The following is a 26,979-nucleotide window of genomic DNA, read 5'->3' as shown; positions in this document are numbered from 1 at the left end:
AACCGGTTAGATCCTTCTTATTAATCTTCCATTGTTGACAAATCACCTGTAGGAAGATCAAGCTCCCAAGCTTTTAAAACACGGCGCATGATTTTTCCGCTGCGTGTTTTTGGCAGCTTGTCACGAAACTCAATTTCACGCGGTGCCGCATGAGCAGCAAGTCCCGTCTTAACGAACTGACGGATTTCTTCTTTCAGTTCATCTGTTGGCTCGTATCCTTCTTGAAGAGCAACAAATGCTTTGATAATTTCTCCACGAACAGGGTCTGGCTTACCGATAACACCTGCTTCGGTCACAGCCGGGTGTTCAATCAGCTTGCTTTCTACTTCAAACGGTCCGACCCGCTCACCAGCTGTCATAATTACATCATCCACACGACCCTGGAACCAGAAATAGCCATCTTCATCCATGTAAGCAGAGTCTCCGGATACATACCAATCGCCCGGCATAAAGTAAGATTCATATTTTTCCGGGTTATTCCAAATAGCAACCATCATAGATGGCCAGCCCTTTTTGATAGCCAAGTTGCCCATGCGGTTTGGCGGCAATTCATTTCCTTGATCGTCAACAATTGCGGCCTTTACCCCTGGAACTGGCTTACCCATCGATCCAGGGCGAATGTCCATGGATGGGTAGTTACAAATTACGAGAGCACCTGTTTCCGTCATCCACCATGTATCATGAATACGGCGGTCAAATACTTTGGCTCCCCAGCGAATAACTTCTGGATTGAGCGGCTCTCCCACACTGACAATGTGGCGAAGAGAACTTAAGTCAAACTTCTTCACAACCTCATCTCCGGCTCCCATCAGCATGCGAAACGCAGTTGGAGCGCTGTACCAGACAGTAATCTTATAATCTTCAATGGTTTGGTACCAAGTTTCCGGTTTGAAACGACCTCCGACAATAACGTTCGTTGTGCCTGTAAGCCATGGCCCGAAAATCCCATAAGATGTTCCAGTTACCCAGCCTGGATCAGCTGTGCACCAATATACGTCATCCTCTTGCAAATCAAGTACCCATTTAGCTGTCATGTACTGCTGAACCATCGCTCGATGAACATGCAAGACGCCTTTCGGCTTACCTGTTGAGCCAGAAGTATAGTGGAGAATCATGCCATCATCTAAATTCATCCATTCAATATCGAATGAGGCGTCTGCTTCTTTCATTTTGGCGTTAAAATCCACATATTTATCTCCAGTCGGCACACTGTCACCGACGATAAAGATCTTTTCTAAGGCTGGTAGATCATTAATAGGCACACGATCAAGCAAGTCTGGAGTCGTAACGAGCACCTTTGCGCTGCTGTCCTCCAAACGGTCGCGAACAGCCCCTTCCATGAAGGCTTCAAAAAGCGGACCGACAATCGCTCCAGCTTTAATGGTTCCAAGTACGGTAAAATAGAGCTCTGGTGAACGCGGCATGAACACGAAGACCCGGTCTCCCTTTTCTACTCCGCCTGCTGTCTTTAAGACGTTGGCTGCCTTGTTCGTATATTCTTTCATTTCTTCAAATGTATATTTTTCATCTCTATCCGCGTCTCTGTAATAGAGAGCAATTTTTTGTTTAAGGCCGGATTCCGCATGACGGTCAATTGCCTCGTAAGCAATATTGATTTTACCGGTTTCAGACCAGGAAAAATGTTTCTCAGCATCTTTCCAGTTAAATGAAGCATATAATTCATCGTAATCTTTTAAATTATAATTTCCCTCTTTTACTGTCAACGTTTCCAATTTCATATAACCGCTCCCCCCTATGTAAGAATTCAGTCTCTATTATAACTCAAATTCCCATTTTTCACAATTTTGAAACAACCATTTAGTCTATGTCTCTACTTACCTATTGCAGCCAACAAAGAATTGCGAAAATTTAGTGAAAACGCTTTATAAGTGGGAAATTCAGGTATAATACAAGTATGGAATGATGAAGGCGGTGACTTAATGGAGCATAAAAAAGAGTATCATTCGCAAGAAGTGGAAACGTCAAAAGGGACTATTATTATCGAAGGCCCGGTTTCTGCAGAAGCTCTAGCTAATATGACATTTCATGAAGGGCTGACCGCTTTTCGACAGCCTGCACAGCAGCATCAGGCGCTCGTAGAAATTGCCGATCTTCCTGAAGGGCGCATTATTATTGCTCGCAGCGGTCATGTGATCATCGGCTACGTAACCTATCTCTACCCCGATCCTCTGGAAAGATGGTCAGAAGCCAATCTTGATAATTTAATTGAGCTTGGAGCAGTAGAGGTTGCTCCTCCTTACCGTGGCACTCAGCTTGGCAAAAGCATGATTAAGCTCTCCATGCTGGATGAAATGATGGAACATTATATTATCATTACTACTGAATACTATTGGCATTGGGATCTAAAGGGGACCGGTCTAAACGTATGGGAATACAGAAAGATCATGGAGAAAATGATGAATGCCGGCGGCTTGGTATGGTATGCAACCGATGATCCAGAGATCAGTTCCCATCCGGCAAATTGTCTAATGGTGCGCATCGGCAAACATGTGGACCAAACATCGATTGAAAAGTTTGATCAAGTGCGCTTTATGAATCGCTTTATGTATTAACAAAGGGGGATGACTAAATGATCGTGGAGCAAATTATGCAGCAAGAAGTACATACACTGTCACCGAATGACAAGATCGGTACGGCGTTGCAGTTGTTCAGAGATAAAAAAATCCGCCACGTGCCGATTATAGATGAAACAGGAGAACTTGTGGGTATTGTAGCAGATCGTGATGTCAAAGATTCCACACCTTCTATTTTACAGAAAGATTTAAGCGACGAAGAACTGAACAAGCCGCTCTCTCTAATTATGCAACGAAATGTCGTTACCGGACATCCGCTTGATTTTGTAGAAGATGTCGCTGCTGTCTTCTATGAGCATAGCATTGGCTGCATGCCTATTGTCCAAGGAGGGAACATCGTTGGCATCGTAACCGAAACAGACGTACTTCATACATTTGTTGAATTGACCGGTGCCAATCAGCCTGGCTCGCGCATCGAGGTCAAATTGCCGAATAGACCCGGTGAATTATTTGATGTCGTCAGCATCCTGAATAAACGGCGGGCGAATATTCACAGTGTTCTCGTATATCCGGATAAGGAAGATGAAGATTCGAAAATTGTTGTTTTCCGCGTGCGAATGATGAACCCGACCGGAGTGATTGATGATTTAAAACAGGAAGGGCATACTGTGTTGTGGCCAAATATGCCAGGCATGTCTTCATGAAAAAAGAGGCAGTATTCGTCTATTCGGATCAGCTTCTTTCTTACAAATTTTCCGAAAATCATCCTTTCAATCAATTCCGGCTCACATTAACTATCGATTTGTTAAAAAAAATGAATAGAATTCAAGAAAGTGATATAATTCCTCCTCGTGTAGCATCAAAGGAAGAATTGCAGCTTATCCATGATATTGCTTACGTTGAAGCTGTCCAACAAGCAGGCAATGGCGAGCTGCCCCTTGATATTGCAGAAGGCTATGGACTAGGTACAGAGGATACACCAATGTTTAAAGGCATGCATGAAGCAAGCGCCCTGCTTGTCGGCGGCACATTAACAGCCGCTGATTGGGTAATGCAAGAGAAAGCAGCACACGCCCTGCACTTAGGGGGAGGCCTTCATCATGGTTTTCGCGGGAAAGCGTCAGGCTTCTGCATCTACAATGACAGTTCAGTAGCCATTAAATATTTACAAGAAAAGTATCAGGCACGGGTCTTATATATCGATACAGATGCTCACCACGGCGATGGGGTACAATGGTCTTTTTATGACGACCCTGATGTATGCACGTTATCTATTCATGAAACCGGCCGATACCTTTTCCCTGGAACTGGAAATATTAATGAACGGGGTCAAGGAAAGGGATATGGCTTTTCTTTTAATCTTCCTCTAGATGCTTTTACTGAGGACGACTCATGGCTTGAGGCGTATAAAACCTCCATATGGGAAGTTGCGGACTTTTTTAAACCTGATGTCATCTTAACGCAAAATGGGGTAGATGCTCATTTTTATGATCCACTTACCCATCTATCTACTACGATGAATGTTTATCGGCGAATTCCTGAGATTGCTCATCAGGTCGCCCACCGTTATTGTGATGGGCGTTGGATTGCTGTTGGCGGTGGCGGATACGACATCTGGCGAGTTGTTCCACGGGCCTGGGCTTACATTTGGCTCGCCATGACTAACCATTCAAATGTATCCGGTGCACTCCCTAGAGAATGGATTGAGAAATGGCAGTCCAAATCACCTGTCCAGCTCCCCACTCAGTGGGACGATCCTCCAGGTTTATATCCAGCGATTCCCCGAAAACCGGAGATCGAGGAGAAAAACCGTTTAACCTTGGAAAAAATGCTCTATCCTCTTCGTCAGTTAAAAAAATAGGCTCTGTTATGCTTGATTGTTGATTTTCGCTGCAAGCGATGAGTAGAAAAAAATAACATTCATCTTTAACGGAGCCAAAGAATAAAAAAGCGGCCCATCATCGGGCCGCTTTTTTATTCTTTGTATGCCGGGTCAGAAATCACAATTTGCACCCGACGGTTTTTTTGCATATTGCCTTCATTTATATTCGGCACAAGCGGCCGTGTATCACCGTAACCTACGGCGATGAACCGCTCAGGATCAAGACCGCTGTTATCTATAAAGAAGCGAATAACACTGCTTGCTCGCGCACTGGAAAGCTCCCAGTTAGATGGATAAATAGAATTTTTAATAGGTCTATTATCCGTATGTCCTTCCACTTTCACAAGATTAGGAATGGTTTTTAGCAGCTTCCCTGTCTTTTCTAGAAAAGGATAAGCCTCTTGCAGAATAACAGCATCTCCCGTGCCAAACACGATCTGTTCTTGTAAAACAAGCACTACACCACGTTCATTTCTAATGGCTGCAGCCGTGTCTTCAAGCCCATTCTCCTTGAGGTACTTCTGAACTTCCTTTGCAAGCTCATCAAGTGACTGTTCATTCCGATCTGCTTCTTCCTTGTTCATTTTTTCTGAAGGATATTCCCCAGGAACAATGGAATCATTCGTTTGGAAAATTCCCTGCGCATTAAATGACTGTGCGATTGTTTTAAACTTAATCATATCAATTTGCGACATAGAAAAAAGCAAAATAAAGAATACGAGAACGAGCGTAACAAGATCAGAAAACGTCACCATCCATTTTGGTGCTCCTTTTTGCTCTGGTTTGCGGGAAGGACGGCGACGGCTGATCATAACTCCGCCGCCTCATTTGCAGTGATCGTCTCCGTCACACTTCTTTTGCTGTCAGATGAAAAAGCAAGCAGCTTTTCCCGAAGAATTTTTGGATTTTGCCCTGTTTGAACCCCTACTACGCCTTCAATAACAATCTCCCGGAAAAACACCTCTTGTTCTGTTTTCAGCTCTAATTTTGCAGCCATCGGCAAGAAAACAAGGTTGGCAAGCAGGGAACCATAGAATGTGGTTAACAGAGCTACTGCCATATTAGGCCCCAATGAAGTGGGATCATCTAGATTTTTCAACATGAGAACAAGCCCGACCAACGTTCCGATCATTCCCCAAGCTGGTGCGTATTCTCCTGCTTTTTCAAGGATGCTTCTCTTTTTTCTATGGCGTTCCTCCAAAGCAGTAATTTCAGCGCTCATAATATCCACTAGCATATCCTGTTCGATCCCATCAATCGCTAGCAGCATACCTTTCTTAAGAAACTTATCATTTTCCTGTTCCAACTCTTTTTCCAGTGTTAACAAACCCTCGCGCCTAGCTTTTTCAGATAATGCGACGAATCTTTCAATGAGGGCTTCCAGATTCATTTCCTCTTCTCGAAACGCCTGGCTTATGATCGTAAAGATATGCTTGATCTCGCTAAATGGAAAGTTGATTAGCAAGCCCGCCGTGATCCCCCCAAAGACAATTAGAATAGACGGCAAGTGGATAAATGAAGCAAACCCCTCCGCGCCACCGCTCGTCAAAACGGCGAAAGCCAGCAGGACAAAACCCGCAACAATGCCAATCGGTGTCAATGCATCGAATTTTTTCATCTTTCCTCCCTCTCTTCTGTCTCAGAAACAGTCTCTATCTCTACTATCGGAGGAAATTTTACTTTGTTGACCCTCTTTCTTCAATACGATGCGGCAACACGACAATCGGACTTTCCACTTCTTCTTTATTCATATACTTTGTCAATAGCCTCATAGCAACTGCTCCAATATCATATAGCGGCTGCACTACGGACGTCAGTTGCGGCCGAACCATTAAAGCCAGTTTGGTGCTTTCAAAACTAATGACTTCCAGTTCTTCAGGAATCTTCACGCCGCTATCTTGTGCACCATGAATGATACCTAGAGCCATTTCGTCTCCATTTGCAAAGACAGCCGTCGGCTTCACAGAAGCTGTTTCTAATCGATGCCACGCTTCTATCCCAGCCTCATAAGTATAATCCCCATCGATAACTAACTCATCAGCCACCGGTAGACCTGCAGCAGCAAGTCCCTCTTTATATCCGCGCATTACATATTGGCTGATTGTGTCATCCAATGGACCATCGATGAATGCGATATGTTTATGACCTTTTTCTGTTAACGAATGAATGACATCTACAGCTGCTTCTTGGTAATCAATATTGACAGATGGAATTTCCCCTGTCGGTTCTAAAGAACCTGCAAGCACGACTGGAACCGGAGAACGCTTAAACTCCTCTACATGCTCCTCTGTGATCCGGCCGCCCATAAATACAAGCCCGTCCACCTGCTTACCAAGCATTGTATGAATTAAATGAATTTCCTTATCTTTGTTTTGGTCGGAATTACTTAAGATAATATTATATTTATACATTGTGGCAATATCTTCAATTCCTCTTGCAAGCTCTGCATAAAAAATATTTGAAATATCCGGGATAATAACACCCACTGTTGTTGTTTTCTTGCTGGCCAATCCGCGAGCTACAGCATTCGGGCGATAGCCAAGCCGTTCAATTACTTCCAATACTTTTTTTCGTGTAGCTGGCTTCACATTTGGATTTCCGTTTACTACGCGGGAAACCGTAGCCATAGAAACACTCGCTTCTCGTGCTACATCGTAGATCGTTATATTCATTTTCATATCTTCTCCTTCGTATTAGCTTTTATCTCTATCTTAACAAAAAAAACTCCTGTGAATACACAGGAGTTACGCTTTTACAGGAATAGTTTGAAGAACTTCACGATAAAATTCATCAAATTGTTGCAAATTCATTTGCTGTGCAGAGTCAGAAAGGGCTACCGCCGGATCTGGATGCACTTCGGCCATTACTCCATCTGCTCCGATAGCAAGGGCTGCTTTTGCTGTTGGAATTAATAAATCACGACGTCCTGTCGAATGAGTAACATCTACGAAGACAGGCAAATGTGTTTCCTGTTTCAAGATCGGTACAGCTGAGATATCAAGGGTATTGCGTGTAGCACGCTCATATGTCCGAATGCCTCGTTCACAAAGTATAATCTGGTCATTCCCACGGGAAATGATGTATTCAGCGGCATTAATAAATTCTTCAATTGTAGCGGCAAGGCCGCGTTTTAGCAATACCGGTTTTTTCACACTACCAGCAGCTTTTAACAACTCAAAGTTTTGCATATTGCGGGCACCGATTTGAATGACATCAATGTAATCGCAAGCTACTTCAATGTCGGCTGGGTTAACAATCTCACTGACAACTCCGAGATCGTATTCATCCGCTACTCTTTTTAAAATTTTCAAACCTTCCAAGCCTAGTCCTTGGAAGTCATAAGGAGAAGTACGAGGTTTGAATGCTCCACCACGAATGAGCTTCAATCCTTTATCCTTAATAGCCTGCGCCACTTCTGCCACTTGTTCATAAGATTCTACAGCACACGGACCGAATACAAATGTAGGAGAGCCGTTGCCTACTTGTTCTCCACGAATCTCTACAATTGTGTCTTCCGGCTTCTTCTTACGGGAAACAAGAAGCGCTTTGCGGTGGTCATCTTGCTGCAATTCCAATCCTGCTTTAAAAATTTCTTTGAACAAATGTTCAATCGTTGAAGTTTCAAATGGTCCACTATTACTTTCAATAATCTTATTCAGCATCGCTCTTTCGCGGACAGGATCATAACGGTTAACGCCCTGCTTTTCTTTCACTCGCCCGATTTCCTGAACAAGTGTAGCTCGCTCGCTAATAAGGTTCAGGAGCTCCACATTTATCTCGTCAACACGTTGTCTCAACTGATCTAGTTCCTGGTTACTCACAATTATCATCCTTCCGCTTTAATATATTTATCTGCATTCTTTTCGTAATCCGCTGTTGCACTTTTCCAAATGCTTTTCTTTCGCCGGCTGAAAGAGCATAAGCAATTGAGATAATGTTTTTAATGTTAGGGATTATTATAAAACAAACATTCTGAAATGTCACGAATAATTTTCTTTAATTATTAGACGCTTTTAAGCGTTAAAGTAAAAAAGCGAATAAAATAGCTAAAAAAGTATTTTCATACCTTTTTAACCATTCTATCTTTCTTTCACTTTTTAGAGCTTACTTCTTCTAACTGTGCATGTGTGATTTTCCAATGAGACTCATGCCAGGAAGGCTGCCCATTTTCAAATAAGAACGCTTGCGGAGATTGATGAACAACATCATATTCTCCCGCTATGTAGTTAGATAGCTCTCTTGAATCTTGAACAGCCAAATAGTACCCTTTTTCTTCAGGGTGTTCATTTAAAAAAGCTTGGTACTCATTGAAGGCACCTGCACTCACCGGACAGGTGGTACTGTGCTTAAAGAAAAAGAAACGTTCATTTTCCTCAATCAACTTTTCAAAATCAGCAATCAACTCAATTTTTTTCACAATTGTCACCCTTCTATTTTAAAAATGTATAGATTTCGTTATCCAAAAGAAAAACAGCGGGCAAGCCGCTGTTTTATTTGTTATTTTTCTTATTGTTTTGCTTGCCGCTGTTCGAGTTACCCTTATTTGAAAAATTATTGTTGTTTTTAACAGGGTTATTAGGCGCATTATGACCGCCCCCCTGTGCTTTCTCATCCACTCCTACATCGGTTGGATTCGCATAAACAGATGGAGAAGACTTCTCCGGTTCTGAAGAGCTGTTAGATGCGTTTGCTGAGTTAGATTGAGATTTAGAAGATGATCCATTGGTTCCACTTAGACTTTTCTCTGTTTGATCAAACGCCTTTTTCGTTTCCTCCAACTTTTGGGAGACAGATTCTTTGACAGAGCTCGCCGTTTCTTTCGCTTTATCCATCATGTCACCTGTACTGCCGTTGCCTGAATCGGAACCATTGCCTGTTGGCATGATGGTTTTTACTTTATCCATTAATACACCGGATTGTTCTTGGACAGATTGAGACAATGTAGACGTTTTATCTTTAGCAGCAGTAGCAAGGTTCGTTCCTTTTTCTTTTGCCATTTCCGTCCAGCCGCTAGCCCGTTCCTTCAATGTTCCTGCTTGTGAGTTAAAGTCTTCACGCAGTTCTTTTCCGGATTTCGGAGCCATAAATAAAGCAGTAGCAGCACCAACTAGCCCGCCGACTAATGCACCAATTAAAAAATCTTTTGTATTCATTGTACCATCATCGTAGCTGTTTCCTGCCTCATAATTATCATACTTTACGTTCGGCTTTTTCATTTGTCCCATATAAATCTCTCCTTTTCTTTAATAATTAGGCTGACGAGTTACAGATGAAGCAGAGTCTGACGTAGATAGCTCTCCAGCATTCACCTTGCGCGGTCGCTCTTCTTTTCCGTCTTTAAACTTTTCAACGAGTTGTTTGACAATATTTCCCCACTGTACTGCTTGAGAAATCTTATATTGGTTTTTCTCCATTTGTGAGGCAACCGTTGTAGTGACTTTATTGATAGACTGGTTCAGGTTTTGCACAGTCGAACCTACATCTTTAACAGCGTATACTACTGTATTCAGCTGTTCTGTCTTATGCTGAACGTCTTCAGCAAGGGCATTAGTCTTATGTAGTAGTTCTGTTGTTTCGGCTGTAATCCCCTGCATTTGTCCTTCCAACCTATCTACTGTTCGGGAAAGACTGTCCAATGTTTTGTCAACCGATTTTAATGTTTTGGTTAAACTCAAAACAAGGATTAAAAAAGCAATCGCTGCCACTGCAGCACTCAAATACAAAATAATTTCCATTCCGCAACACCTCCTGCAATTTCTTATATACTATACACTAAAGTTACCCCACAAATAAAAGGTTAAACACTGATAATTTCTCCTAAATGCTTATTTTCCCTTCTTATTTATTAAAAAAGCATGAAATGTTCACTGTTTAGCCACAGCTGCCTGAAAAGAAAACTGCCGGAGGATTCCCCCGGCAGCCGAAGAGAAAATGACAGCTGCCACCTTCTCATTATTGTTCATTCAAGTAATTTTCATACGCAGACTGAAACTTCTGAATATCTCCGGCTCCCATAAAAATTAGCACACTATCCTTATGTTTGAATAAAGAAGAAGTATCTCCTTCCTTCATCAAAACGGAGCCCGGAATTCTTTCTTGCAGATCTTCGATCGTCAACTGGCCATGATGTTCACGGGCAGATCCGAAAATATCACACAAATATACTCCATCGGCTCCGCTGAGACTTTCCGCAAAGTCATCGAGAAAGGTTTGTGTTCTTGAGAAAGTATGCGGTTGAAAAATCACGACAATTTCTCTATCCTGATATTTCTGACGTGCAGCATTAATAGTTGCCTTTATCTCCGTCGGGTGATGTGCATAGTCATCAATTAGCACTTGTGTCCCAATGACTTTCTCAGAAAAACGCCGCTTCACACCTTCGAATGTGAGCAGTCTTTCTTTTACAATCTCCGTATCGATGGCCTCATAATGACAAAGCGCAATAACAGCAAGCGCATTTAAGATATTATGATCCCCGAATGTTGGAATTTTAAATGAAGCGTAAAACGTGTGACGCACAAAAACATCAAATGTCGTTCCGCTTGAATCATGTTGAACATTGCGCGCCTGAAAATCATTTTCTTCTGCAAAACCGTAAAAAACAACCGGTACTTTTGCATGGATGCCTTGCAGGTATTCATCATCCCCACATGCAAAAATTCCTTTTTTCACTTTTAAGGCCATTTCTTGAAAGGCAGAAAAAACATCTTCCACATCAGCAAAGTAATCTGGATGATCGAAATCAATGTTCGTCATAATGGCATAATCAGGATCATAAGACAAGAAATGGCGTCGATATTCACACGCCTCAAACGCGAAGTATTCCGCATCCTTCTCCCCTTTCCCTGTGCCATCTCCAATAAGAAAAGAAGTCGGCTTTGCCCCGCTAATCACATGGGCAAGTAAACCGGTTGTCGATGTTTTTCCATGGGCACCCGTTACCGCTATACTCGTAAAGCTTTGCATAAAATCTCCGAGAAAGCGATGATAACGAATAACAGGTATTTGCAATTCATTCGCCCGTTGAATTTCCTCATGTTCATCAGGAAATGCATTTCCTGCAATCACAGTCATGCCAGGCTGAATATTATCAGCCCGAAAGGACAGGATGGGAATGCCTGCATCCTCCAGTGCTTTTTGAGTAAAAAAGGATTTATCAACATCAGAACCTTGCACGGTTTCACCTCGGTCGTGAAGTACTTGTGCAAGGGCGCTCATTCCCGAGCCTTTAATTCCAACAAAGTGGTATGTTGTCATAATAGAACCTCCAGCATTCGTCTATCCGTAAGCATTATATGTATTTTAAGCCATTTTGCCCTTTTATAGACGACGGACAGTTAGCATTTTACATTGAAACATTATAACACTTTTTTGGGCGGATGACTATGCAGCGTTTTGTTCTCTAATTAAAAAAGGAGGACGCCTTGATAGCGACCCTCCACAAATTACCTTTCAAGGAAAAAATCAGTTGGCGTTCGACTCATGAAGAGCCTGCAACTCTTCTTCTGTTAAAAGAACTTCCCGTGGTCTTCCGGCCCGCTGCCCGGAAACAAACCCTTGGGTTTCCATCATCTCAATCAACCGAGCAGCCCGATTATAGCCAATTTTGAAATGTCTTTGCAGAAGCGAAGTTGAAGCTCCTCCTTGTTGAACAACAAACTCGCATGCTTCCGGAAAAAGTTCATCCTCTGTTTCTGAAATGGCCGCTTTCTGCAAAAGCTCTTCTTGCTCAAACAAATAATTGGGTTCCTGTTCCTTTTGTACGTGCGCCACAATCGTATCAATTTCATCGTCGGATACAAACGTTCCCTGTAAGCGAACCGTCTCCGATGCCCCATTATTTAAGAAAAGCATATCACCGCGGCCAAGCAGTTTTTCTGCACCGCCTGCGTCGATAATTGTACGCGAATCTACTTGAGAGGACACAGAAAAAGCAATCCTTGTTGGAATATTCGCTTTGATCAATCCGGTAATAACATCAACGGAAGGACGCTGCGTCGCTACAATTAAATGAATGCCGCACGCCCGGGCTTTCTGAGCAATCCGGCAAATGGCTTCCTCTACATCTGCTGGTGACATCATCATCAAATCAGCTAACTCGTCAATAATAATAACGATATACGGCAAATGTTCACTTTTCCTGCCATGCTCTGCTGCTTTCTCATTATATTTGGTAATGTCACGGACACCCGAATGAACAAACAATTCATACCGCCGTTCCATTTCCTCCACTGCCCACTTCAAAGCAGCCGTAGCTGCTTTTACATCGGTAATGACAGGGCTCACTAAGTGAGGAATGCCATTATAAGGGGCCAATTCTACCATCTTTGGATCAATAAGCATTAACTTAAGTTCGTGCGGAGCTGCTTTGTATAAAAGGCTGACAAGAATCGAGTTGATACAGACACTTTTCCCCGATCCCGTCGCTCCGGCAATTAAACCGTGGGGCATTTTTTTCAAGTCCAACACGACCGGTTCCCCGGAAATATCAAGACCAAGAGCTGAAGTGAGTGGAGAAGAACTCTCTTTAAACGCCGGACTGGAAATAATTTCGCTAATTTGAACTGGACGACTTTCCTTATTCGGCACTTCAATTCCAATTACCTGTGTCCCCGGAATAGGTGCCTCAATTCGGATGTTACGTGCAGCAAGGCTCCGTTTAATATCATCTGTTAAATTGGTAATTTTACTTACCTTTACGCCCCGCTCCGGCTCGACTTCAAACCTCGTAACAGAAGGACCGACAGTCACGTTGACTACTGAAGCTTTTACATTGAAGTTTTTAAATGTTTCATTTAGAACTTCACTTTGACTCTCTACGAAATCTCCGCTTACTTCTTTTATAATAGGCGGGGATAAATACGTTTCATAAGGAAAGACGTAATAATCAGGTTCCTCATTGTCCATAGCCCCTTCTACACTTTCCTCCACAGCGACAGACGGCAGCAGGGTGCCTTCTGGTTCCTTTTCATAAGGCTGAACAGAGTTATCAAAGTCATCAGCTGGCTCTTCTACGGGTTTCTCAACCAACACCTGTGGCTCTTCTACGCGTTTTTTCCATAATTCACGATCCTGCTTTGACATAATAACATTGAACGGTGTTTGCCTTCTTTTGCGGCTTCTTTCTTCCGCTCGGGAAAAGTTTTTTTCCGCTGGCAGCTTTCCATCCGGATTTTCCGGAGGGGCTGGCTTTTCCTCCATGACCAACTCGAGATCAGACTCTTCCCTTAATAAAACAGAAGCTTCTTCTTCATACGGAGGCTCTACTGACATGACAGTGACTTCCTCTTTCACGGCGAAGGAGGATACCGCTTCTATATCAAATGCTTTTTTCTTTTCCTCGGGCTTAAATAAGAGCAGTGGTTCTTCTTTCGGTAATTTCGGTGAGGGCTCTTCTGTTTGAACGGAATCAGTCGGCTTGAATGCTATCTCTTCTTTCTTATCAATCACGACCTGTTGTACATCCACCCGTTCCTCGTCAATCGCGGCTGGCAATTCTTCTTTTCTCTCTGGCTTTCTATCAATATCTTTTTTCATTTCTTCGCGTTTAAATAAAAGCCCGGGTTCTTCTTTCGGTAATTTCGGTGAGGGCTCTTCTGTTTGAACAGAATCAGTCGGCTTGAATGCTACTTCTTCCTTCTTATCAACTACTACTTGTTGTACATCCACCCGTTCCTCATCAATTGCAGCTGGCAATTCTTCTTTTCCCTCTGGCTTTCTATCAATATCTTTTTTCATTTCTTCGCGTTTAAATAAAAGCCCGGGTTCTTCTTTCGGTAATTTCGGTGAGGGCTCTTCTGCTTGATCGGAATCAGTCGGCTTGAATGCTACTTCTTCCTTCTTATCAACTACTACTTGTTGTACATCCACCCGTTCCTCATCAATCGCAGCTGGCAATTCTTCTTTTCTCTCTGGCTTTCTATCAATATCTTTTTTCATTTCTTCGCGTTTAAATAAAAGCCCGGGTTCTTCTTTCGGTAATTTCGACGAGGGCTCTTCTGCTTGAACAGAATCAGTCGGCTTGAATGCTGTCTCTTCTTTCTTATCAATCACGACCTGTTGTACATCCACCTGTTCCTCGTCAATCGCAGCTGGCAATTCTTCTCTTTCCTCCCGCTTTGTCACTGTTTCATTTTTACTTACAGGCCGTTTATGAAACCCATATACGGGAGAAGGGATTTCTGTTGGTTTGAAAGGACCGGGAGACGGACGGTACGTCGTAGATGCCTTGACAGGCTGCTTGGAAGGAGCGGGCTCTTCTTGATGATAAGTATATTCCTGCTCCCGCCTATTATCTGAGAAATTCTGTTTTTCTAATTGCAATCGCCTCTCTCGTCGCGGCCGCTGTTGTACCTTCTCCTTTCTGGAAGGATACAACTCTCTGGAAGGATAGCGGTAAGCTATTTTGGTTTTCATCTCTTGTGTTTCTTGAGGACGTTCATGAAAAACAGGAGGGACCGGCAGCTCATCGGCTCGTTGTGAAGGCGTCTCCTCATATTTAGGCAGCTCGACCGGCTGTTCAAATTCTTCATCTATTTCTTCACGAAATAATCCCATTATTCTTTTGAAAAAACTCATTAAAATCACCTTTTCTTTTTAGAAAATCACTTCTTATTTTAACAGCTTTTACCGCTATGACGATAGCAAATAACAACATTTGAGACTTTTGCACCGAAAAGCCCAAAAAAGCTTGGAAACAGGTAGATGCTTCCAAGCTTTTTGGGGCTTTATTTATCTTTTTTTTCAACTGTCCGGTTTTTGGCCATAATGAAAATCGGCTCCAATTTTCCCTCTTCATAAATAAAAGAAAGTGCAGTGATTGGTACATGCCCCCCTGTAAAAAAGCTCATGGTCATCTGAGCAAGTACATCGTAACCCGTTTCATTGCGAATGTCTCCTATAATAAGTACATCCCCATGAGGAACAGATACTGTCATTTCTCCTTGTGCCTTTTCAGCCATATCTTTCAAAAACTTATCATTCAAAATTCGGCTGGCATCATAGCCGTCATTTGTATTTAGAAAATAAAATATATTGCCGGCGACCTTATCTTGTTTGGTGTCCGTTCGCAAAGATCGTAAATTAAAGCGTGCCATCTCACGAATGCGTTCTTTCGTCCAGCCTTCTTTTTTCATGAGCTGTTCGTCGATCAAACGATAAGTCTTTCCCAGGTCTAGGGCATAATAAATATTTGTTTCTGCCGTATGTTCATCAATAAAAAACGGGTTGCCTTCTGTTGCTTCCTTCGGAAAAGAAGTAGAGCGGATAACAGGAAAAATATTTTTTTCCTGATCAGACAAAGAATGCTCCGTTCCCATAACTGCCAATGCTTCCTCTGCGTAATATACCACTTCATCGATGGCTTGCTCCTTTTTCTCATGCCATTTGGCTACAATTCCTGGCAGAGAAACGGTAATTCCTTTTCCTGATTCTTTGTTCTCGATTCGCAGCTCATCTTTTTCGCGATCAAATGTAAACGAACGGTTTTCCTTTTGCAGACGTTCTTCAAGAATGCGCCTTAATTTTTTTGAGTCCACACTCTCTCCCCTTTCTCAATAAAGACGTCTGGCTGCCCGGCTGCCAAAAAAAATTGGCGTTGGCCGATAAACCAGACGTTTGCTCTTTATAATCCTTCGATAAACTGTTCAATTTCTTCCTTCGTTTTTCGGTCCTTGCTTACGAAACGGCCAAGCTCTTTGCCGCTATCAAAAGCAACGAAGCTCGGTATTCCAAAAATGTCCATATTGATACATAAATCAAGAAAATCATCACGATCTACATATACAAATTGATATTCGCTGTATTTTGCTTCGATTTCCGGCAGCACAGGTTCAATTACCCGGCAATCCGGACACCAATCAGCTGAAAATAAAAAAATACGCTTTCCTGATTCCTTCAACTGTTGAAATTCTTCCATTGATGCTAATTTCTTCACCCTTATTTCCTCCTGTCGAGATAATCATCTAGCTGGCTTAAACCAGTCTTTCGTCACATCTTTTAATATGAGTAAGCTTATCACAAGATGTCCGGCAAAATGAAGCAGAAAGACTTGCATGCGCTCATCACATCGGAACTAGCTACAGTTAGAGCGGATGCCCTATAGTCACTGATACATAAAGAATAAACCTACACTCATTTTTTATTATTTAGCAAAAATTGCCCTAACAATAATTTTGCTACGTGAAAGAACATTTCATCCCTCGTTACCAGACCATTCGTAAAAACACCAATAGCTCCTTCGTGCTGGCGAATCTCTTCACGAGCCGTAAATTGATCCATTACTGGGCCAAGCTCTTCACCACCACGAAGTGACTCCGCTACCTCTTCAGGCAGCAAGATTCTCGCTCCACCGGCTGTAATAATTGGATGCTCCTTAACAGCAAGAGCTCCCCAATTACATAAAAACAGCCCCTCTGCGGTTTCCATGACCCCTCCTTCAAGACCAATACCCATATGAGCTTTCGTTTCCTTAAGAACAGCCATCGCCCGATTAACTGCGCCTTGTCTCGTTTCTTCATCAGAAAACGGCTGTTCCCTAACCCCGGAAGGAACAGACAAAGTAACAACGTCTGCTTCTAAGTTAGCTGCTTCTACCGCCTTTTCTACAGCCAGCTTCTTCGCTTGATTGGATGAGCCAATTGCTATTTTCATTTTATTTCCTTCTTTCTCTGTTAAATTCTTGACCCTTTCATATGGCTTTGTCAAAACAAAAACAGGCGCCTTTTGTAACAAGCGCCTGGCTGTTTATCAGCTTCCTGCCTTCAAAGAATCGACCGTTGCTCTGTCGCTTGCTTTCACGAGGCGAATGAGCAATTCCTTCGCTGCTGCGTAATCATCCACATGGATAATGGAAGCATGTGTATGGATATAGCGCGAACAGATGCCGATAACCGCACTCGGCACTCCCTTATTGGACGTATGAACACGGCCAGCATCTGTGCCCCCTTGCGAGATAAAATATTGATAAGGAATATTATGACTCTCAGCTGTATCAAGAATAAACTCTCTCATCCCTCGGTGAGTAACCATTGTCCGATCGAAAATACGGAGGAGAGCACCTTTTCCTAACTGGCCAAATTCCTTTTTGTCACCGGATGCATCATTTGCCGGACTTGCGTCTAGTGCATAGAAGATGTCCGGATTAATCATCTCAGCGGCTGTCTGGGCACCACGCAGACCGACTTCCTCTTGTACAGTCGCACCAGAGTAAAGATGATTCGGTACTGTTTCATCTTGAAGCTCTTTTAACAGCTCAATGGCAAGTCCGCATCCATAGCGATTATCCCAGGCCTTAGCAAGAATTTTTTTCTCATTAGCCATTGGAGTAAAAGAGGAAACTGGCAAAATGGACTGGCCTGGTTTGATACCGATCTTCTTTGCATCCTCTTTATCGTCCGCCCCAATATCAATAAGCATATTTTTTATTTCCATCGGTCTCTTGCGCTGCTCCTCATTAAGTAAATGAGGAGGTACTGAGCCAATAATACCGATAACGGGACCGTTGTTTGTCATAATTTGCACACGCTGGGCGAGCAGCACCTGCCCCCACCAGCCGCCAAGCGGCTGAAACCGGATCATGCCATTATCTGTAATTTGCGTTACCATAAAGCCCACTTCATCCATATGACCGGCAACCATAACGATGGGGTCATTGCTTGCTCCCTTTTTCACCCCAAAAATACTTCCAAGGCCATCTTGCACAATCTCATCGGCATACATTTCCAACTGCGTACGCATGAATCGGCGCACATCATGCTCGTTTCCAGGAGCCCCCGGGAGTTCCGTTAACGTCTTAAAGAGTTCCATTGTTTCTTTATTCATGCTCTACTCTCCTTTTAAAGTCTGAATTGCCTTCATTCTACAGAAAGATGGACTAAACTTCCAGTTTAGACTATGGCAATTTTCTGAACATGGATGACAGAAGTTTCAGCATTTTTTAAATTAAGGTATACTTATATCAGTCTATTAAAAACAGGGGTGAAAAATATGAGTATGAATTGGGGAACTTTTATTTTGGGAGCAGCTGCTGGAGCAGCCAGTGCTGTATTTGTACAGCAAAGCTTAACGAAGACTACATATGTCTCAGCGGAAAAAGCATTGAAAGAAGTCAAGGAAGCATTTAAATCAGAGGGCGCTATTGACGGTTCTTGGATCAAAATGAAACCGGAACCATTGAAGAAAGTGGGCATGGACAAAATGGTTTATAAAGGCGGGATTTCCCGTACCATTGGTCAGGAGAGAGAACAATTCGAGTTTATCGCTGACTCTAGAACAGGCGCCATTATGGATGTATACAGAACCTATTAATGAACAGACTGCTCAATGACCATGAAGGTCATGACTACTGTAGGCGAACGAACAATAATGGCTGGTTTGCAGCTTAAGGGCTGTCCAAGTGGACAGCCCTTTTCATTATTCATTTTTAGTTTCCGATCATAGCTTTTTCTCGCTTCACCGCTGCTATCATTTCTCCAGCTTCATTCCACTTTATCGCTCGGTAGACAGCATCATGATAAAAGAAAAACCAGGCGTTTTTTTTCATTCCTTCTGGCAGCCATTTCTGCTTCGCAGCAATAGAATCCATTGGATAATCGTCATATGCCAATACCCACAGTACATTTTGATGAGCATGCGTTGGCATTAAGTCCGCCATATGAATGAGCCATTCTCCATTGCTTTCAATAATAATAATCGAATGGCCATTGCTGTGACCGCCCGTATGGATCATTTTAATTCCCTTTACCGGCTCAGCCTGTTCTTTATAAGTTCGTACCTGATGCTCAATCGCTTCCCAGTTTTCTTTCCAATACGTATTTTTTGAGCGGATATTCGGGTGCCGCATTTCCTCCCACTCGGTTTCTGACGTATAAATAACAGCGTTTGGAAAAGCTGGCACCAACTTGCCTTGTAACAGCTTGGTTAACCCTAAGGCATGATCAAAATGCATATGAGTCATCAAAACAATATCGATATCAGCAGGTGTAACCCCTAATTCCGCTAGACATTCTTCCACTCTTGATTCCTCATCTACCCCGTAATTGCGTATTTGCTTTTCTGTTAAACGCCCATTTCCAATCCCTGCTTCAATTAAAATATTTTTCCCATCTAACTGAAAAAAAATAGGATCCGTTCGCAACTCAACCTGGTTTTTTTCATTGCTGGCATACTTCCTTGACCACAGTGGCCTTGGTACAACACCAAACATCGCTCCGCCGTCCATATTTGTTACTCCGCCATTTAACCAAGTTAGTGTAAGATCTCCCACCGTTAACGTTTCCAACTGTTTGTCCCCCCTTCATTTGTACAAGTTTATTGTAGCACTTATTGAAAAATTGCGTCATTTATCAATACTTTTTAAAACTTAAGAGGCAAACAGCTGATGAATAATTAATTAGATATTTGTTCAACTTAAACATGTAGATTAAAGAAAGGGGTACACATCATGATCAGATTCAAACACGCTACTATTGCTTTATTACCATTTGTCTTATTGTTCGGATGTAATAACGATAATGCAGCGGATGAACGCCGGGGCGTAGATATTGAAAACGCTCGATATAACCCGCCGAATAACAGAAGTTTTAATGAAGACCGAAACGCGATGAACGATCCGAACCTTACCCTTGATGATAATACTAACAATCGTAACGATAACAACGTGACAAATAACAACACCAACGACAATAATAACGGAAACGTTAACGGAATGGCAGTATCAGACCGAGCAGAAAATCGATTAGAAAAATTAAAGGAAGTACGTACGGCAAAAGTAATCGTGACAGATCAAAATGCCTATGCTGCCGTTTTGCTCAGCAACGGCAAGCAGGATCAGCTCACTAATCAGCTTGAGGAAAAAGTAGCTAATGAAGTAAGAAAAGCCGATCCTAACGTAAAAAAAGTGTATGTGTCAGCTAACCCTGATTTTGTTCAACGGATGCAAGGATACGGTGACAAAATTGATGAAGGTCGTCCAATAACAGGTTTATTTGATGAATTTACAGACACGGTGCGTAGAGTATTTCCAGACGCCCATTAAACTGTACGTCCGTGCTCATGAATAAAGAAAGAGGCCCTGACAGTTTTTGACTGACAGGGCCTCTTTCTTATCAACAGCAAAAGCTGGTACATGTCAGCGATATTTTGCTTCAACCCGATAAATACGCTGGCCTTTTTTGGAGAATTTCTCCTCATATTCCGTCATAATATTGCCTTCGAAATCACTTTTATGAAGATCTAGACTTAAGAATGTCAACAGCATCCCATAGGCGGAAAAACTCTTCAAGGAATATTCGAACAAACTTTGATTATCTGTTTTAAAGTGAATTTCGCCGCCGTCCGGCATGATATCCTCATATAGCTTTAAAAATGTTCGGTACGTCAGTCTTCGTTTTTCATGGCGTTTTTTCGGCCATGGATCAGAAAAATTCAAATATACTCGACTGACATCTCCTTTTGCAAAATATTGGGCGAGATTTCTAGCGTCAGCATTCAATAGCTTTAGGTTCGGGAGTTCTGCTTCGATCAGACGATCCAGCGCCGTTACAATCACGCTTTCATATAGTTCGATACCAATGAAGTTTACATCTGGATGAGCTTTTGCCATTTCTGTAACAAACTGGCCCTTGCCCGTCCCTACTTCAATATATATAGGCTGATCGTTATTAAATACGCTTTTCCAATTGCCTCGATGATTCTCTGGAGTTGGAACAATGTATTGTGGATAGGCCTCGATTTTTTCTCTGGCCCATGGTTTATGTCTTAATCGCATTCTGGCACCTCATTAAAAAAGTTTCGTTCAAACCATATCATGCTTGTCTTCCACATTCAAGAGAGAATATGAGACAAGTCCCGAAAGCCTTCCTTCATCTCCCGAAGGCGGCCCGTTTCTTTGTTCCATTGAATGGATAAAAGCGTCTGAGCTAGAAAATACCACTTCATTCGCAAAGCAAGATGAGCAGTATAAACAAGACCGTATTGAGCAAGCCACTCTTCCCAGTAGGTTTCTTCAATATAGGTATACAACATCATCCCCAAATCTACAGCAGGATCAGCAATCAACGCTCCATCCCAATCAATTAAATACAATTGATCTTCATCTGACAACAGCCAATTATTATGATTAATATCTCCGTGGCAAACAACATATTCTCCATGACCAATTTCAGAAAGGCGGCTATGAAGAAATCGAAGGGCCTTTTGGACATGCTCATCACTCTTTGTTTCCTTATCAAGCTGTCGCTCAATCTCGGTTAAGATCATGTTCGGCTTCATTGGCTCTTTACCAAGCTTTTCGAGCATGGACAACAACGGCTGGGAAGAATGAATTTTGCTCATTAGCCTGGCTACCCTGCTGTCTCCCATTTCAATTGGAGCAAGCTCGCGTCCTTTCAGCCAATGCTGGGCCGTAATGACGTCTCCATTCTCCAGTCGCTTTGTCCAGATCAGCTTCGGAACGATCCCTTCAACCGACAAAACTGCCAAAAAAGGAGAAGAATTTCTTTTTAAGAATAATTGCTGCCCTCCATGCTTGGCCGCGTAAGCCTTTCCTGTTGCTCCGCCGGCTGGAGTGATTTCCCAATCTTGTCCAAGTAAGTGTTCCACCGTTAGTCACCTTCATTTTTGTTTGGCTCATTTCATGCCCGAATAAAAAAGACAGCTATCGCTTGATCATACAATAGCTATCTTCGTATTATGACAGGATTCACTTTTTATCTGTCATTTACGCGCTCATTTTAAAAGTTATCTAATATTTTAACATGAAATACTGTCTTCGGCTAGGTATTTCGCGCATGCCAACAAATGGTCATCTCATAAGGAAAACACTTTCATCAGTCGTCCTGCTCCTCCGTGTCGCTTATGAATAAAAACTCTTCCTCTTCATCCCACTCCGGACGGCGGACACTCGTTGTCTGTCCAAATTCTAACACGCTTTTTGCCGCTTTTAATTGAATGGTTTTTAACGGGGAAGGCATCTTCCTCATTCGGTCGATCCAGGACAGAAATGATCGGTTGTCTACTACCTCCAATCCAAACGGCGGATCAGGGTAATCAACAAAACCATTACGCGAAATAATGGCTTTTCTTATAGGAAAGTCAAGCTCTTGTCGCTGAAATACATTCTTCAGCACTGCTTCCATCCGGCTCAGCGCAAGTGTAGGATTCAATACCCTGCCTTCCTCTTCTCCCTTTCTTTTCAGCCAAAAACGTTCTCCCGATCCGATGTATACCGACTGCTCTTCCCCTTCTAAAAATGTTAGACACCATACTTCAGTCGGTGTCAATAAAAGGATATCAAGCTCCATTGGCGCCTTTTTTAATTGGAGAACAGGCTCATACATAACGAGAAAGCTATCCGGCAGGCTTTGCAGCAAAAATTTTAGCCGCTCATCATGAAAATAGCGCGGATCAATATATGATTTTTCCCTCACTGTTGAACTTGCCCATTTCAGTTGAAAGTTGAACAGCTGATTGAGAAACTTATGTCTTAACTCATCGAGGTTCGCTACCGAGTTCACTTCAATAGTATCAAACAACGACCTATCCTCTTCCTCTATTGAGGCTGATTCTTCCGCTTTTTCACGCAGAAAAAAAGACTTAAGTTTCTGCACCATCCCCCTTCCTTCCGTCTCTTCCTCAGGTTCTTCGTCAGAAAGAAGGCTTGCCTCGTCTTCCCAACGATTTCTCTCCCAAAACTGCCTCATGCTTTCCCATTGCTGTTTCTTCAGACGGGCAAACTGGGCAGGATAATGAAAAATATCTGTTTCATATCTAGAAATATAATCCTGTAGCTTAATCAACTGCGCCATGTTTCTTTAGTCCTTTCCCTCACCTGTATGTAATTGGATTATTTGCTTCTCTTTATATTTCGGACTCCTGTCCAAATAAGTTTCGTATAAAACGACCGTTTCCGCTAAAAATTTTTTATTTAGCTGTAATTGTGGCAATTGGAATGGAGATTCTCCTTTCCATTTTCTAGCGACGGTAATATGTGGGCTGAACGGCCGGCTGTCTAATTTAAACCCAGCTTCACGGCATGCAGCGGTAACAGCGGACTGCAATTCATTTAGACGACTTTCCTGTTTAACTCCCGCCCAGAAAATGCGCGGATCTGTCTTTTTACCGAAAAAGCCTAGTGAATCAATGATGAGCGGAAAAGCTTCAATATCCTGCACAGAGGAAGTAACGAGCGAAAGAGCTGTTTCAAGCTGCTTTTCTTCTGCTGCTCCTAGAAAAGCCAATGTAAGATGCAAATCTTGCTCGTGAACAAAGCGGGAGAATGGAAGCTGCTTTTCTTGAATTTGTTTGTGAAGCGTTTCTTTTAGCTCAGTCGGCAAAGGAAGGGCGAAAAAATAATGATTATGGCTCATGTCAGCTACCCCTTTATCATTGGTTTTCCTCCTATTTTACCAAATATCCGGAGTGTTTCACAAATCGAAGAAAACAACAATTCCTGTCTGCATTGATTGGATTAATCCGAATTAATATGATAATAATAGAAGTAAGAAAAATGGATGGAAGGATGAGCAGCATTGAAAACAGTTAACAACATCGCCGAATTAATCGGGGATACTCCTCTTGTAAAATTAAATCGCCTGGCTCCTGAACAGGGAGCAGATATATATTTAAAACTGGAGTTTTTCAATCCAAGCAAGAGCGTAAAAGATCGCGCAGCTTTCAATATGATTATTGAAGCAGAAAAAGCAGGCCTCTTAAAGCCTGGCTCTACTATTATCGAGCCAACAAGCGGCAACACGGGGATTGGTCTCGCTATGAATGCAGCAGCGAGAGGCTATAAAGCCATTTTAGTCATGCCTGATACGATGACCAAAGAGCGGATTAACTTATTAAAAGCATATGGTGCAGAAGTAGTGCTCACACCTGGTAATGAAAAGATGCCTGGCTCCATTCGAAAAGCGGAAGAGCTTGCAAAAGACATTCCTAACAGTTTTATCCCCATGCAATTTGATAACCCGGCTAACCCAGATGCTCATCGAAAAACAACAGCTGTAGAGATTTTGGAAGCTGTAAAGCAAATTGGCAAAAATCTCGGCGCTTTTGTCGCTACAGCTGGCACAGGCGGCACCATTACTGGCACAGGTGAAGCATTGAAAGAACAAGTTCCCGGATTAAAAGTTCATGTAGTCGAGCCAGCTGGTTCTCCTGTCTTATCTGGCGGTAAACCAGGGAAGCATAAGCTCGTTGGCACAAGCCCTGGCTTTATTCCAAATACACTTAATGAAGACGTATATGATTATATTTACAAAATTGAAGACGAGGATGCCTATGAAACCGTGCACCAGCTTGCTCGTAAAGAAGGAATCCTTGTAGGCCCTTCTTCAGGCGCCGCTTGCTATGCAGCGATCCAAACGGCGAAAACTCTAACAAAAGACGATATTGTTGTATGCATCGCCTGTGACACGGGTGAACGTTATCTATCAAGCGACTTGTTCCAATTATAATAAAAACGCCCTTCCATTAGTGGAAGGGCGTTTTTGCTAAAAAGGATGCCGAGCCTGAAATCAGTCCACTGGTCTTCTAGCCAGTCGGGCAAGATCATTTATTGTCGAGCCAGCTCCCAAATGGCCTGTGCGTAAATAGCTGTGGCTTTCAGCAAATCCTCAATAAACATATATTCGTCTTTTTGATGGGCGACATCTTCCCGACCAGGAAATAGAGCGCCGAATGCCACACCTGTTTCCAGACTGCGAGCATAAGTGCCTCCGCCAATCGAAAGTAGCTTTGCTTGTTCTCCGGTTTGTTCCTCATACACTTTACAAAGGGTCTGAATGAACGGATGATCTTTATCGACATGATGAGGAGAGCTGTCAGAGAAGTGTTGAATTTTAAATTGTTCTTCTGCCAGTCGTTCGATTAAAAATGATTTTTTCTCCTTTAGAGGAAATGTGACCGGATAGCGCATATTTAATCCAAGCTTTCCGCCAGTACCCTCATTGAATGATAATTTTCCTACATTGATGGTCAAGTCTCCGGTTATTTCATCTTTATAGTCAATTCCTAGCTTTCTTCCGCGTGATTCTTCGAAGAACAATCGGCTTGTCAGCTTAAAGAAATGGGCAGCTTTCTCATCCAGCTCTCTGCCGGCTAAAAATTCAGCCAAATAAAGACCTGCATTTTTTCCGAGGTCCGGCTCCATTCCATGAGCAGAGATTCCTTTTAATTCCAAAATCAATTTTCCGTTATCAATATGGAAACGACCATCCAGCCCATGCTCGTCAACGAATGCCCCGTAGCTTTGAATGATCTCCGTCTGTCCGCGATTCACCGTAACAGCCGCTTTTGCATAGTCCGGCACCATATTATATCTTCTGCCTGATTCAAAAGAGTGGACAATGATATCACCGGAACGGCTTTGCATCGTCTCTTCTGCTTGCTGGACAAGATCAAAATCAGCAATCCCTTTTTCTGCATAAATAATTGGAAAGTCAGCGTCCGGTGCAAAGCCAACAGATGGCATTTCTTCTGTTTCAAAATAACGTTCGACACAGCGCCATTCACTTTCCTCATCCGTGCCAATAATCATCCGCACTCGCTTATGTAAAGGCAAACCAAGCTCCTTAATTATTTTCATGGCGTAGTAAGCGGCCATCGTTGGGCCTTTATCATCAATGGCTCCACGGCCGAATATTTTTCCATCTTTTATTTCACCGCCAAATGGGTCCGTCGACCACCCGTCCCCTTCCGGCACCACGTCTACGTGACATAAGATGCCTATGAGCTCTTCTCCTGATCCAAACTCTAAATGACCAGCCAGGTTATCTACATTTTTCCCTATAAATCCATCCTTTTCACCAAGATTTAGCATAAAATCAAGCGCCTCTTTTACCTGCTCACCAAGCGGAGCTGAAGATGTCGCTGCTTCTTCATTCAGTACACTTTTAATGGCAATTAAGGATCGTAAATCCTGCAGGAGCTCCTCCTGCCTTTTCTCTACTTCAGCCTGCCAATTAATTTTTTCCACTGACTTTTCCTCCCATCCATCATTTTCTTTATTTTACCTTTATCTCCTCTAAAAAAGTATTATTAACCCTTACTAGCACGATTGCAATAAAAAAAGCGGTCTGTTTTGTTAGTTTTATGAAAAAAAAGGGTAAATACTATATGAAGTTTCATGAATTTAAGTATTTTTTCTAGAAAAATAAATATAAATGAGGTAAAATACAATTGTCAGACATCTTACACATTTAAGTAAAGGAGCTGTCTGCGTCTCATTAACTACATATAATGAGAAGCATTGAACTTCTCAATAACCGTCGTCTGTTGTATGCCTCTGTGAAAAAAGATGAGGGAGTGGTTTTTTGAAACCTTCAACAAATCGGATGCTAAATCGAATCAAATCAGTCTATATGTTTATTAAGGAAAACGGGACTGTTTCGACTCAAGAAATTGTGGATGAATTTGGTATCACTCCTCGCACCATTCAAAGAGATTTGAATGTGTTAGCTTACAACGACTTGGTCATCAGTCCAAGCCGTGGCAAGTGGACAACGACACAAAAGAAAGTTCGAATGACTTCATGAACAAGCCCCTGCCTGAATTGGCAAG

27 protein-coding genes are annotated in these 26,979 nt (G+C 42.5%); 7 read left to right on the top strand and 20 right to left on the bottom strand.

What is annotated here, in order from left to right:
- Positions 1-20 precede the first annotated feature (20 nt).
- The gene (acsA, locus tag MKZ02_RS07800; RefSeq protein ID WP_120033854.1) at positions 21-1,739 is read right to left on the bottom strand and encodes an acetate--CoA ligase; all 1,719 of its coding nucleotides are present in this window, start codon (positions 1,737-1,739) and stop codon (positions 21-23) included.
- 201 nt (positions 1,740-1,940) lie between these two features.
- Here acsA and MKZ02_RS07795 point away from each other — a divergent pair, with 201 nt between their 5' ends.
- From MKZ02_RS07795 to MKZ02_RS07785, 3 genes are read left to right on the top strand one after another with little or no spacing between them, the layout of a single operon-like run.
- Positions 1,941-2,573, top strand: coding sequence for a GNAT family N-acetyltransferase (locus MKZ02_RS07795; protein ID WP_120033856.1), 633 nt, complete (start codon positions 1,941-1,943; stop codon positions 2,571-2,573).
- A gap of 17 nt (positions 2,574-2,590) precedes the next feature.
- Positions 2,591-3,238: an acetoin utilization AcuB family protein gene (locus tag MKZ02_RS07790; protein ID WP_120033858.1), complete on the top strand. Its 648-nt coding sequence runs from the start codon at positions 2,591-2,593 to the stop codon at positions 3,236-3,238.
- Positions 3,235-4,395 (top strand): acetoin utilization protein AcuC, encoded by a 1,161-nt coding sequence (locus MKZ02_RS07785; protein WP_340852844.1) that lies wholly within the window; start codon positions 3,235-3,237, stop codon positions 4,393-4,395. Before MKZ02_RS07790 ends, MKZ02_RS07785 begins: the two co-directional genes overlap by 4 nt.
- A gap of 113 nt (positions 4,396-4,508) precedes the next feature.
- On the opposite strand, the gene motS is transcribed toward MKZ02_RS07785, so the two are convergent.
- The 13 genes from motS to MKZ02_RS07720 form a co-directional block, all read right to left on the bottom strand.
- Positions 4,509-5,228, bottom strand: coding sequence for a flagellar motor protein MotS (motS, locus tag MKZ02_RS07780; protein ID WP_120033862.1), 720 nt, complete (start codon positions 5,226-5,228; stop codon positions 4,509-4,511).
- Complete coding sequence (motP, locus tag MKZ02_RS07775; RefSeq protein ID WP_340852842.1) at positions 5,225-6,034, bottom strand: flagellar motor protein MotP; 810 nt, start codon at positions 6,032-6,034, stop codon at positions 5,225-5,227. Before motP ends, motS begins: the two co-directional genes overlap by 4 nt.
- 58 nt (positions 6,035-6,092) lie before the next feature.
- Positions 6,093-7,088: a catabolite control protein A gene (gene ccpA, locus MKZ02_RS07770; protein WP_120037862.1), complete on the bottom strand. Its 996-nt coding sequence runs from the start codon at positions 7,086-7,088 to the stop codon at positions 6,093-6,095.
- A gap of 72 nt (positions 7,089-7,160) precedes the next feature.
- Complete coding sequence (locus tag MKZ02_RS07765; protein WP_120033864.1) at positions 7,161-8,237, bottom strand: bifunctional 3-deoxy-7-phosphoheptulonate synthase/chorismate mutase; 1,077 nt, start codon at positions 8,235-8,237, stop codon at positions 7,161-7,163.
- A gap of 269 nt (positions 8,238-8,506) precedes the next feature.
- On the bottom strand, positions 8,507-8,833 hold the full coding sequence (gene ytxJ, locus MKZ02_RS07760) for a bacillithiol system redox-active protein YtxJ (RefSeq protein WP_120033866.1): 327 nt from the start codon (positions 8,831-8,833) through the stop codon (positions 8,507-8,509).
- 73 nt (positions 8,834-8,906) lie between these two features.
- Positions 8,907-9,641, bottom strand: a complete 735-nt coding sequence (locus MKZ02_RS07755) for a YtxH domain-containing protein (RefSeq protein ID WP_340852839.1) — start codon at positions 9,639-9,641, stop codon at positions 8,907-8,909.
- An 18-nt stretch (positions 9,642-9,659) separates the two neighbouring features.
- Complete coding sequence (locus MKZ02_RS07750) at positions 9,660-10,151, bottom strand: DUF948 domain-containing protein (protein ID WP_340852838.1); 492 nt, start codon at positions 10,149-10,151, stop codon at positions 9,660-9,662.
- A 217-nt stretch (positions 10,152-10,368) separates the two neighbouring features.
- Positions 10,369-11,673: a UDP-N-acetylmuramate--L-alanine ligase gene (murC, locus tag MKZ02_RS07745; RefSeq protein WP_340852837.1), complete on the bottom strand. Its 1,305-nt coding sequence runs from the start codon at positions 11,671-11,673 to the stop codon at positions 10,369-10,371.
- A gap of 207 nt (positions 11,674-11,880) precedes the next feature.
- Positions 11,881-14,994 carry a DNA translocase FtsK gene (locus tag MKZ02_RS07740; RefSeq protein WP_340852836.1) on the bottom strand — a complete coding sequence of 1,038 codons (3,114 nt, stop codon included), beginning with the start codon at positions 14,992-14,994 and terminating at the stop codon, positions 11,881-11,883.
- A 149-nt stretch (positions 14,995-15,143) separates the two neighbouring features.
- Positions 15,144-15,953, bottom strand: coding sequence for a DUF1444 domain-containing protein (locus MKZ02_RS07735; RefSeq protein ID WP_120033876.1), 810 nt, complete (start codon positions 15,951-15,953; stop codon positions 15,144-15,146).
- 86 nt (positions 15,954-16,039) lie between these two features.
- Complete coding sequence (locus MKZ02_RS07730; RefSeq protein WP_340852833.1) at positions 16,040-16,351, bottom strand: thioredoxin family protein; 312 nt, start codon at positions 16,349-16,351, stop codon at positions 16,040-16,042.
- Positions 16,352-16,548: 197 nt separating this feature from the next.
- Positions 16,549-17,067: a DUF84 family protein gene (locus MKZ02_RS07725; protein ID WP_340852831.1), complete on the bottom strand. Its 519-nt coding sequence runs from the start codon at positions 17,065-17,067 to the stop codon at positions 16,549-16,551.
- 96 nt (positions 17,068-17,163) lie between these two features.
- Positions 17,164-18,237 carry a M42 family metallopeptidase gene (locus MKZ02_RS07720; protein WP_120033880.1) on the bottom strand — a complete coding sequence of 358 codons (1,074 nt, stop codon included), beginning with the start codon at positions 18,235-18,237 and terminating at the stop codon, positions 17,164-17,166.
- 165 nt (positions 18,238-18,402) lie between these two features.
- Here MKZ02_RS07720 and MKZ02_RS07715 point away from each other — a divergent pair, with 165 nt between their 5' ends.
- Positions 18,403-18,723, top strand: a complete 321-nt coding sequence (locus tag MKZ02_RS07715; RefSeq protein WP_340852829.1) for a PepSY domain-containing protein — start codon at positions 18,403-18,405, stop codon at positions 18,721-18,723.
- Positions 18,724-18,838: 115 nt separating this feature from the next.
- On the opposite strand, the gene MKZ02_RS07710 is transcribed toward MKZ02_RS07715, so the two are convergent.
- Positions 18,839-19,696, bottom strand: a complete 858-nt coding sequence (locus tag MKZ02_RS07710) for a YtnP family quorum-quenching lactonase (RefSeq protein WP_120033882.1) — start codon at positions 19,694-19,696, stop codon at positions 18,839-18,841.
- A gap of 162 nt (positions 19,697-19,858) precedes the next feature.
- Here MKZ02_RS07710 and MKZ02_RS07705 point away from each other — a divergent pair, with 162 nt between their 5' ends.
- Positions 19,859-20,452: a YhcN/YlaJ family sporulation lipoprotein gene (locus tag MKZ02_RS07705; RefSeq protein WP_340852826.1), complete on the top strand. Its 594-nt coding sequence runs from the start codon at positions 19,859-19,861 to the stop codon at positions 20,450-20,452.
- A 93-nt stretch (positions 20,453-20,545) separates the two neighbouring features.
- On the opposite strand, the gene trmB is transcribed toward MKZ02_RS07705, so the two are convergent.
- The 4 genes from trmB to thpR all read right to left on the bottom strand — a co-directional run bounded on the left by trmB (position 20,546) and on the right by thpR (position 23,783).
- Complete coding sequence (gene trmB / locus MKZ02_RS07700) at positions 20,546-21,184, bottom strand: tRNA (guanosine(46)-N7)-methyltransferase TrmB (RefSeq protein ID WP_340852823.1); 639 nt, start codon at positions 21,182-21,184, stop codon at positions 20,546-20,548.
- Positions 21,185-21,240: 56 nt separating this feature from the next.
- A complete protein-coding gene (locus tag MKZ02_RS07695; RefSeq protein WP_120033889.1) occupies positions 21,241-22,017 on the bottom strand; it encodes a phosphotransferase family protein in 777 nt (258 codons plus the stop codon).
- A 227-nt stretch (positions 22,018-22,244) separates the two neighbouring features.
- Positions 22,245-23,222, bottom strand: coding sequence for a nuclease-related domain-containing protein (locus MKZ02_RS07690; RefSeq protein ID WP_120033891.1), 978 nt, complete (start codon positions 23,220-23,222; stop codon positions 22,245-22,247).
- A 6-nt stretch (positions 23,223-23,228) separates the two neighbouring features.
- Positions 23,229-23,783 (bottom strand): RNA 2',3'-cyclic phosphodiesterase, encoded by a 555-nt coding sequence (gene thpR / locus MKZ02_RS07685; RefSeq protein WP_120033893.1) that lies wholly within the window; start codon positions 23,781-23,783, stop codon positions 23,229-23,231.
- 162 nt (positions 23,784-23,945) lie between these two features.
- Between thpR and cysK the strand changes: the two genes are divergently transcribed.
- Positions 23,946-24,875, top strand: a complete 930-nt coding sequence (cysK, locus tag MKZ02_RS07680) for a cysteine synthase A (protein ID WP_120033896.1) — start codon at positions 23,946-23,948, stop codon at positions 24,873-24,875.
- Positions 24,876-24,973: 98 nt separating this feature from the next.
- Here cysK and pepV read toward each other — a convergent pair whose 3' ends face one another.
- A complete protein-coding gene (gene pepV, locus MKZ02_RS07675; RefSeq protein WP_340852816.1) occupies positions 24,974-26,395 on the bottom strand; it encodes a dipeptidase PepV in 1,422 nt (473 codons plus the stop codon).
- 337 nt (positions 26,396-26,732) lie between these two features.
- Here pepV and MKZ02_RS07670 point away from each other — a divergent pair, with 337 nt between their 5' ends.
- Positions 26,733-26,954 (top strand): DeoR family transcriptional regulator, encoded by a 222-nt coding sequence (locus MKZ02_RS07670; RefSeq protein ID WP_041097857.1) that lies wholly within the window; start codon positions 26,733-26,735, stop codon positions 26,952-26,954.
- Positions 26,955-26,979 lie beyond the last annotated feature (25 nt).

The sequence above is a fragment of the Pseudobacillus sp. FSL P4-0506 genome, assembly GCF_038003025.1.
Lineage (GTDB): Bacteria > Bacillota > Bacilli > Bacillales > Domibacillaceae > Pseudobacillus.
The sequence above is the reverse complement of the archived record's forward strand: the minus strand, read 5'-3'. Positions and strand labels throughout refer to the sequence as shown.

What these genes read in the sequence shown, in the direction of transcription:
- MKZ02_RS07690 (WP_120033891.1), bottom strand. Translation starts at nt 23,222, where the DNA reads ATGGCGCAGTTGATTAAGCTACAGGATTATATTTCTAGATATGAAACA.
- MKZ02_RS07705 (WP_340852826.1), top strand. Translation starts at nt 19,859, where the DNA reads ATGATCAGATTCAAACACGCTACTATTGCTTTATTACCATTTGTCTTA.
- MKZ02_RS07725 (WP_340852831.1), bottom strand. Translation starts at nt 17,067, where the DNA reads ATGAAAATAGCAATTGGCTCATCCAATCAAGCGAAGAAGCTGGCTGTA.
- thpR (WP_120033893.1), bottom strand. Translation starts at nt 23,783, where the DNA reads ATGAGCCATAATCATTATTTTTTCGCCCTTCCTTTGCCGACTGAGCTA.
- MKZ02_RS07715 (WP_340852829.1), top strand. Translation starts at nt 18,403, where the DNA reads ATGAGTATGAATTGGGGAACTTTTATTTTGGGAGCAGCTGCTGGAGCA.
- MKZ02_RS07750 (WP_340852838.1), bottom strand. Translation starts at nt 10,151, where the DNA reads ATGGAAATTATTTTGTATTTGAGTGCTGCAGTGGCAGCGATTGCTTTT.
- MKZ02_RS07740 (WP_340852836.1), bottom strand. Translation starts at nt 14,994, where the DNA reads ATGAGTTTTTTCAAAAGAATAATGGGATTATTTCGTGAAGAAATAGAT.
- trmB (WP_340852823.1), bottom strand. Translation starts at nt 21,184, where the DNA reads ATGCGATTAAGACATAAACCATGGGCCAGAGAAAAAATCGAGGCCTAT.
- murC (WP_340852837.1), bottom strand. Translation starts at nt 11,673, where the DNA reads ATGACAACATACCACTTTGTTGGAATTAAAGGCTCGGGAATGAGCGCC.
- MKZ02_RS07795 (WP_120033856.1), top strand. Translation starts at nt 1,941, where the DNA reads ATGGAGCATAAAAAAGAGTATCATTCGCAAGAAGTGGAAACGTCAAAA.
- acsA (WP_120033854.1), bottom strand. Translation starts at nt 1,739, where the DNA reads ATGAAATTGGAAACGTTGACAGTAAAAGAGGGAAATTATAATTTAAAA.
- MKZ02_RS07720 (WP_120033880.1), bottom strand. Translation starts at nt 18,237, where the DNA reads ATGAATAAAGAAACAATGGAACTCTTTAAGACGTTAACGGAACTCCCG.
- MKZ02_RS07755 (WP_340852839.1), bottom strand. Translation starts at nt 9,641, where the DNA reads ATGGGACAAATGAAAAAGCCGAACGTAAAGTATGATAATTATGAGGCA.
- MKZ02_RS07785 (WP_340852844.1), top strand. Translation starts at nt 3,235, where the DNA reads ATGAAAAAAGAGGCAGTATTCGTCTATTCGGATCAGCTTCTTTCTTAC.
- ccpA (WP_120037862.1), bottom strand. Translation starts at nt 7,088, where the DNA reads ATGAATATAACGATCTACGATGTAGCACGAGAAGCGAGTGTTTCTATG.
- motS (WP_120033862.1), bottom strand. Translation starts at nt 5,228, where the DNA reads ATGATCAGCCGTCGCCGTCCTTCCCGCAAACCAGAGCAAAAAGGAGCA.
- MKZ02_RS07790 (WP_120033858.1), top strand. Translation starts at nt 2,591, where the DNA reads ATGATCGTGGAGCAAATTATGCAGCAAGAAGTACATACACTGTCACCG.
- motP (WP_340852842.1), bottom strand. Translation starts at nt 6,034, where the DNA reads ATGAAAAAATTCGATGCATTGACACCGATTGGCATTGTTGCGGGTTTT.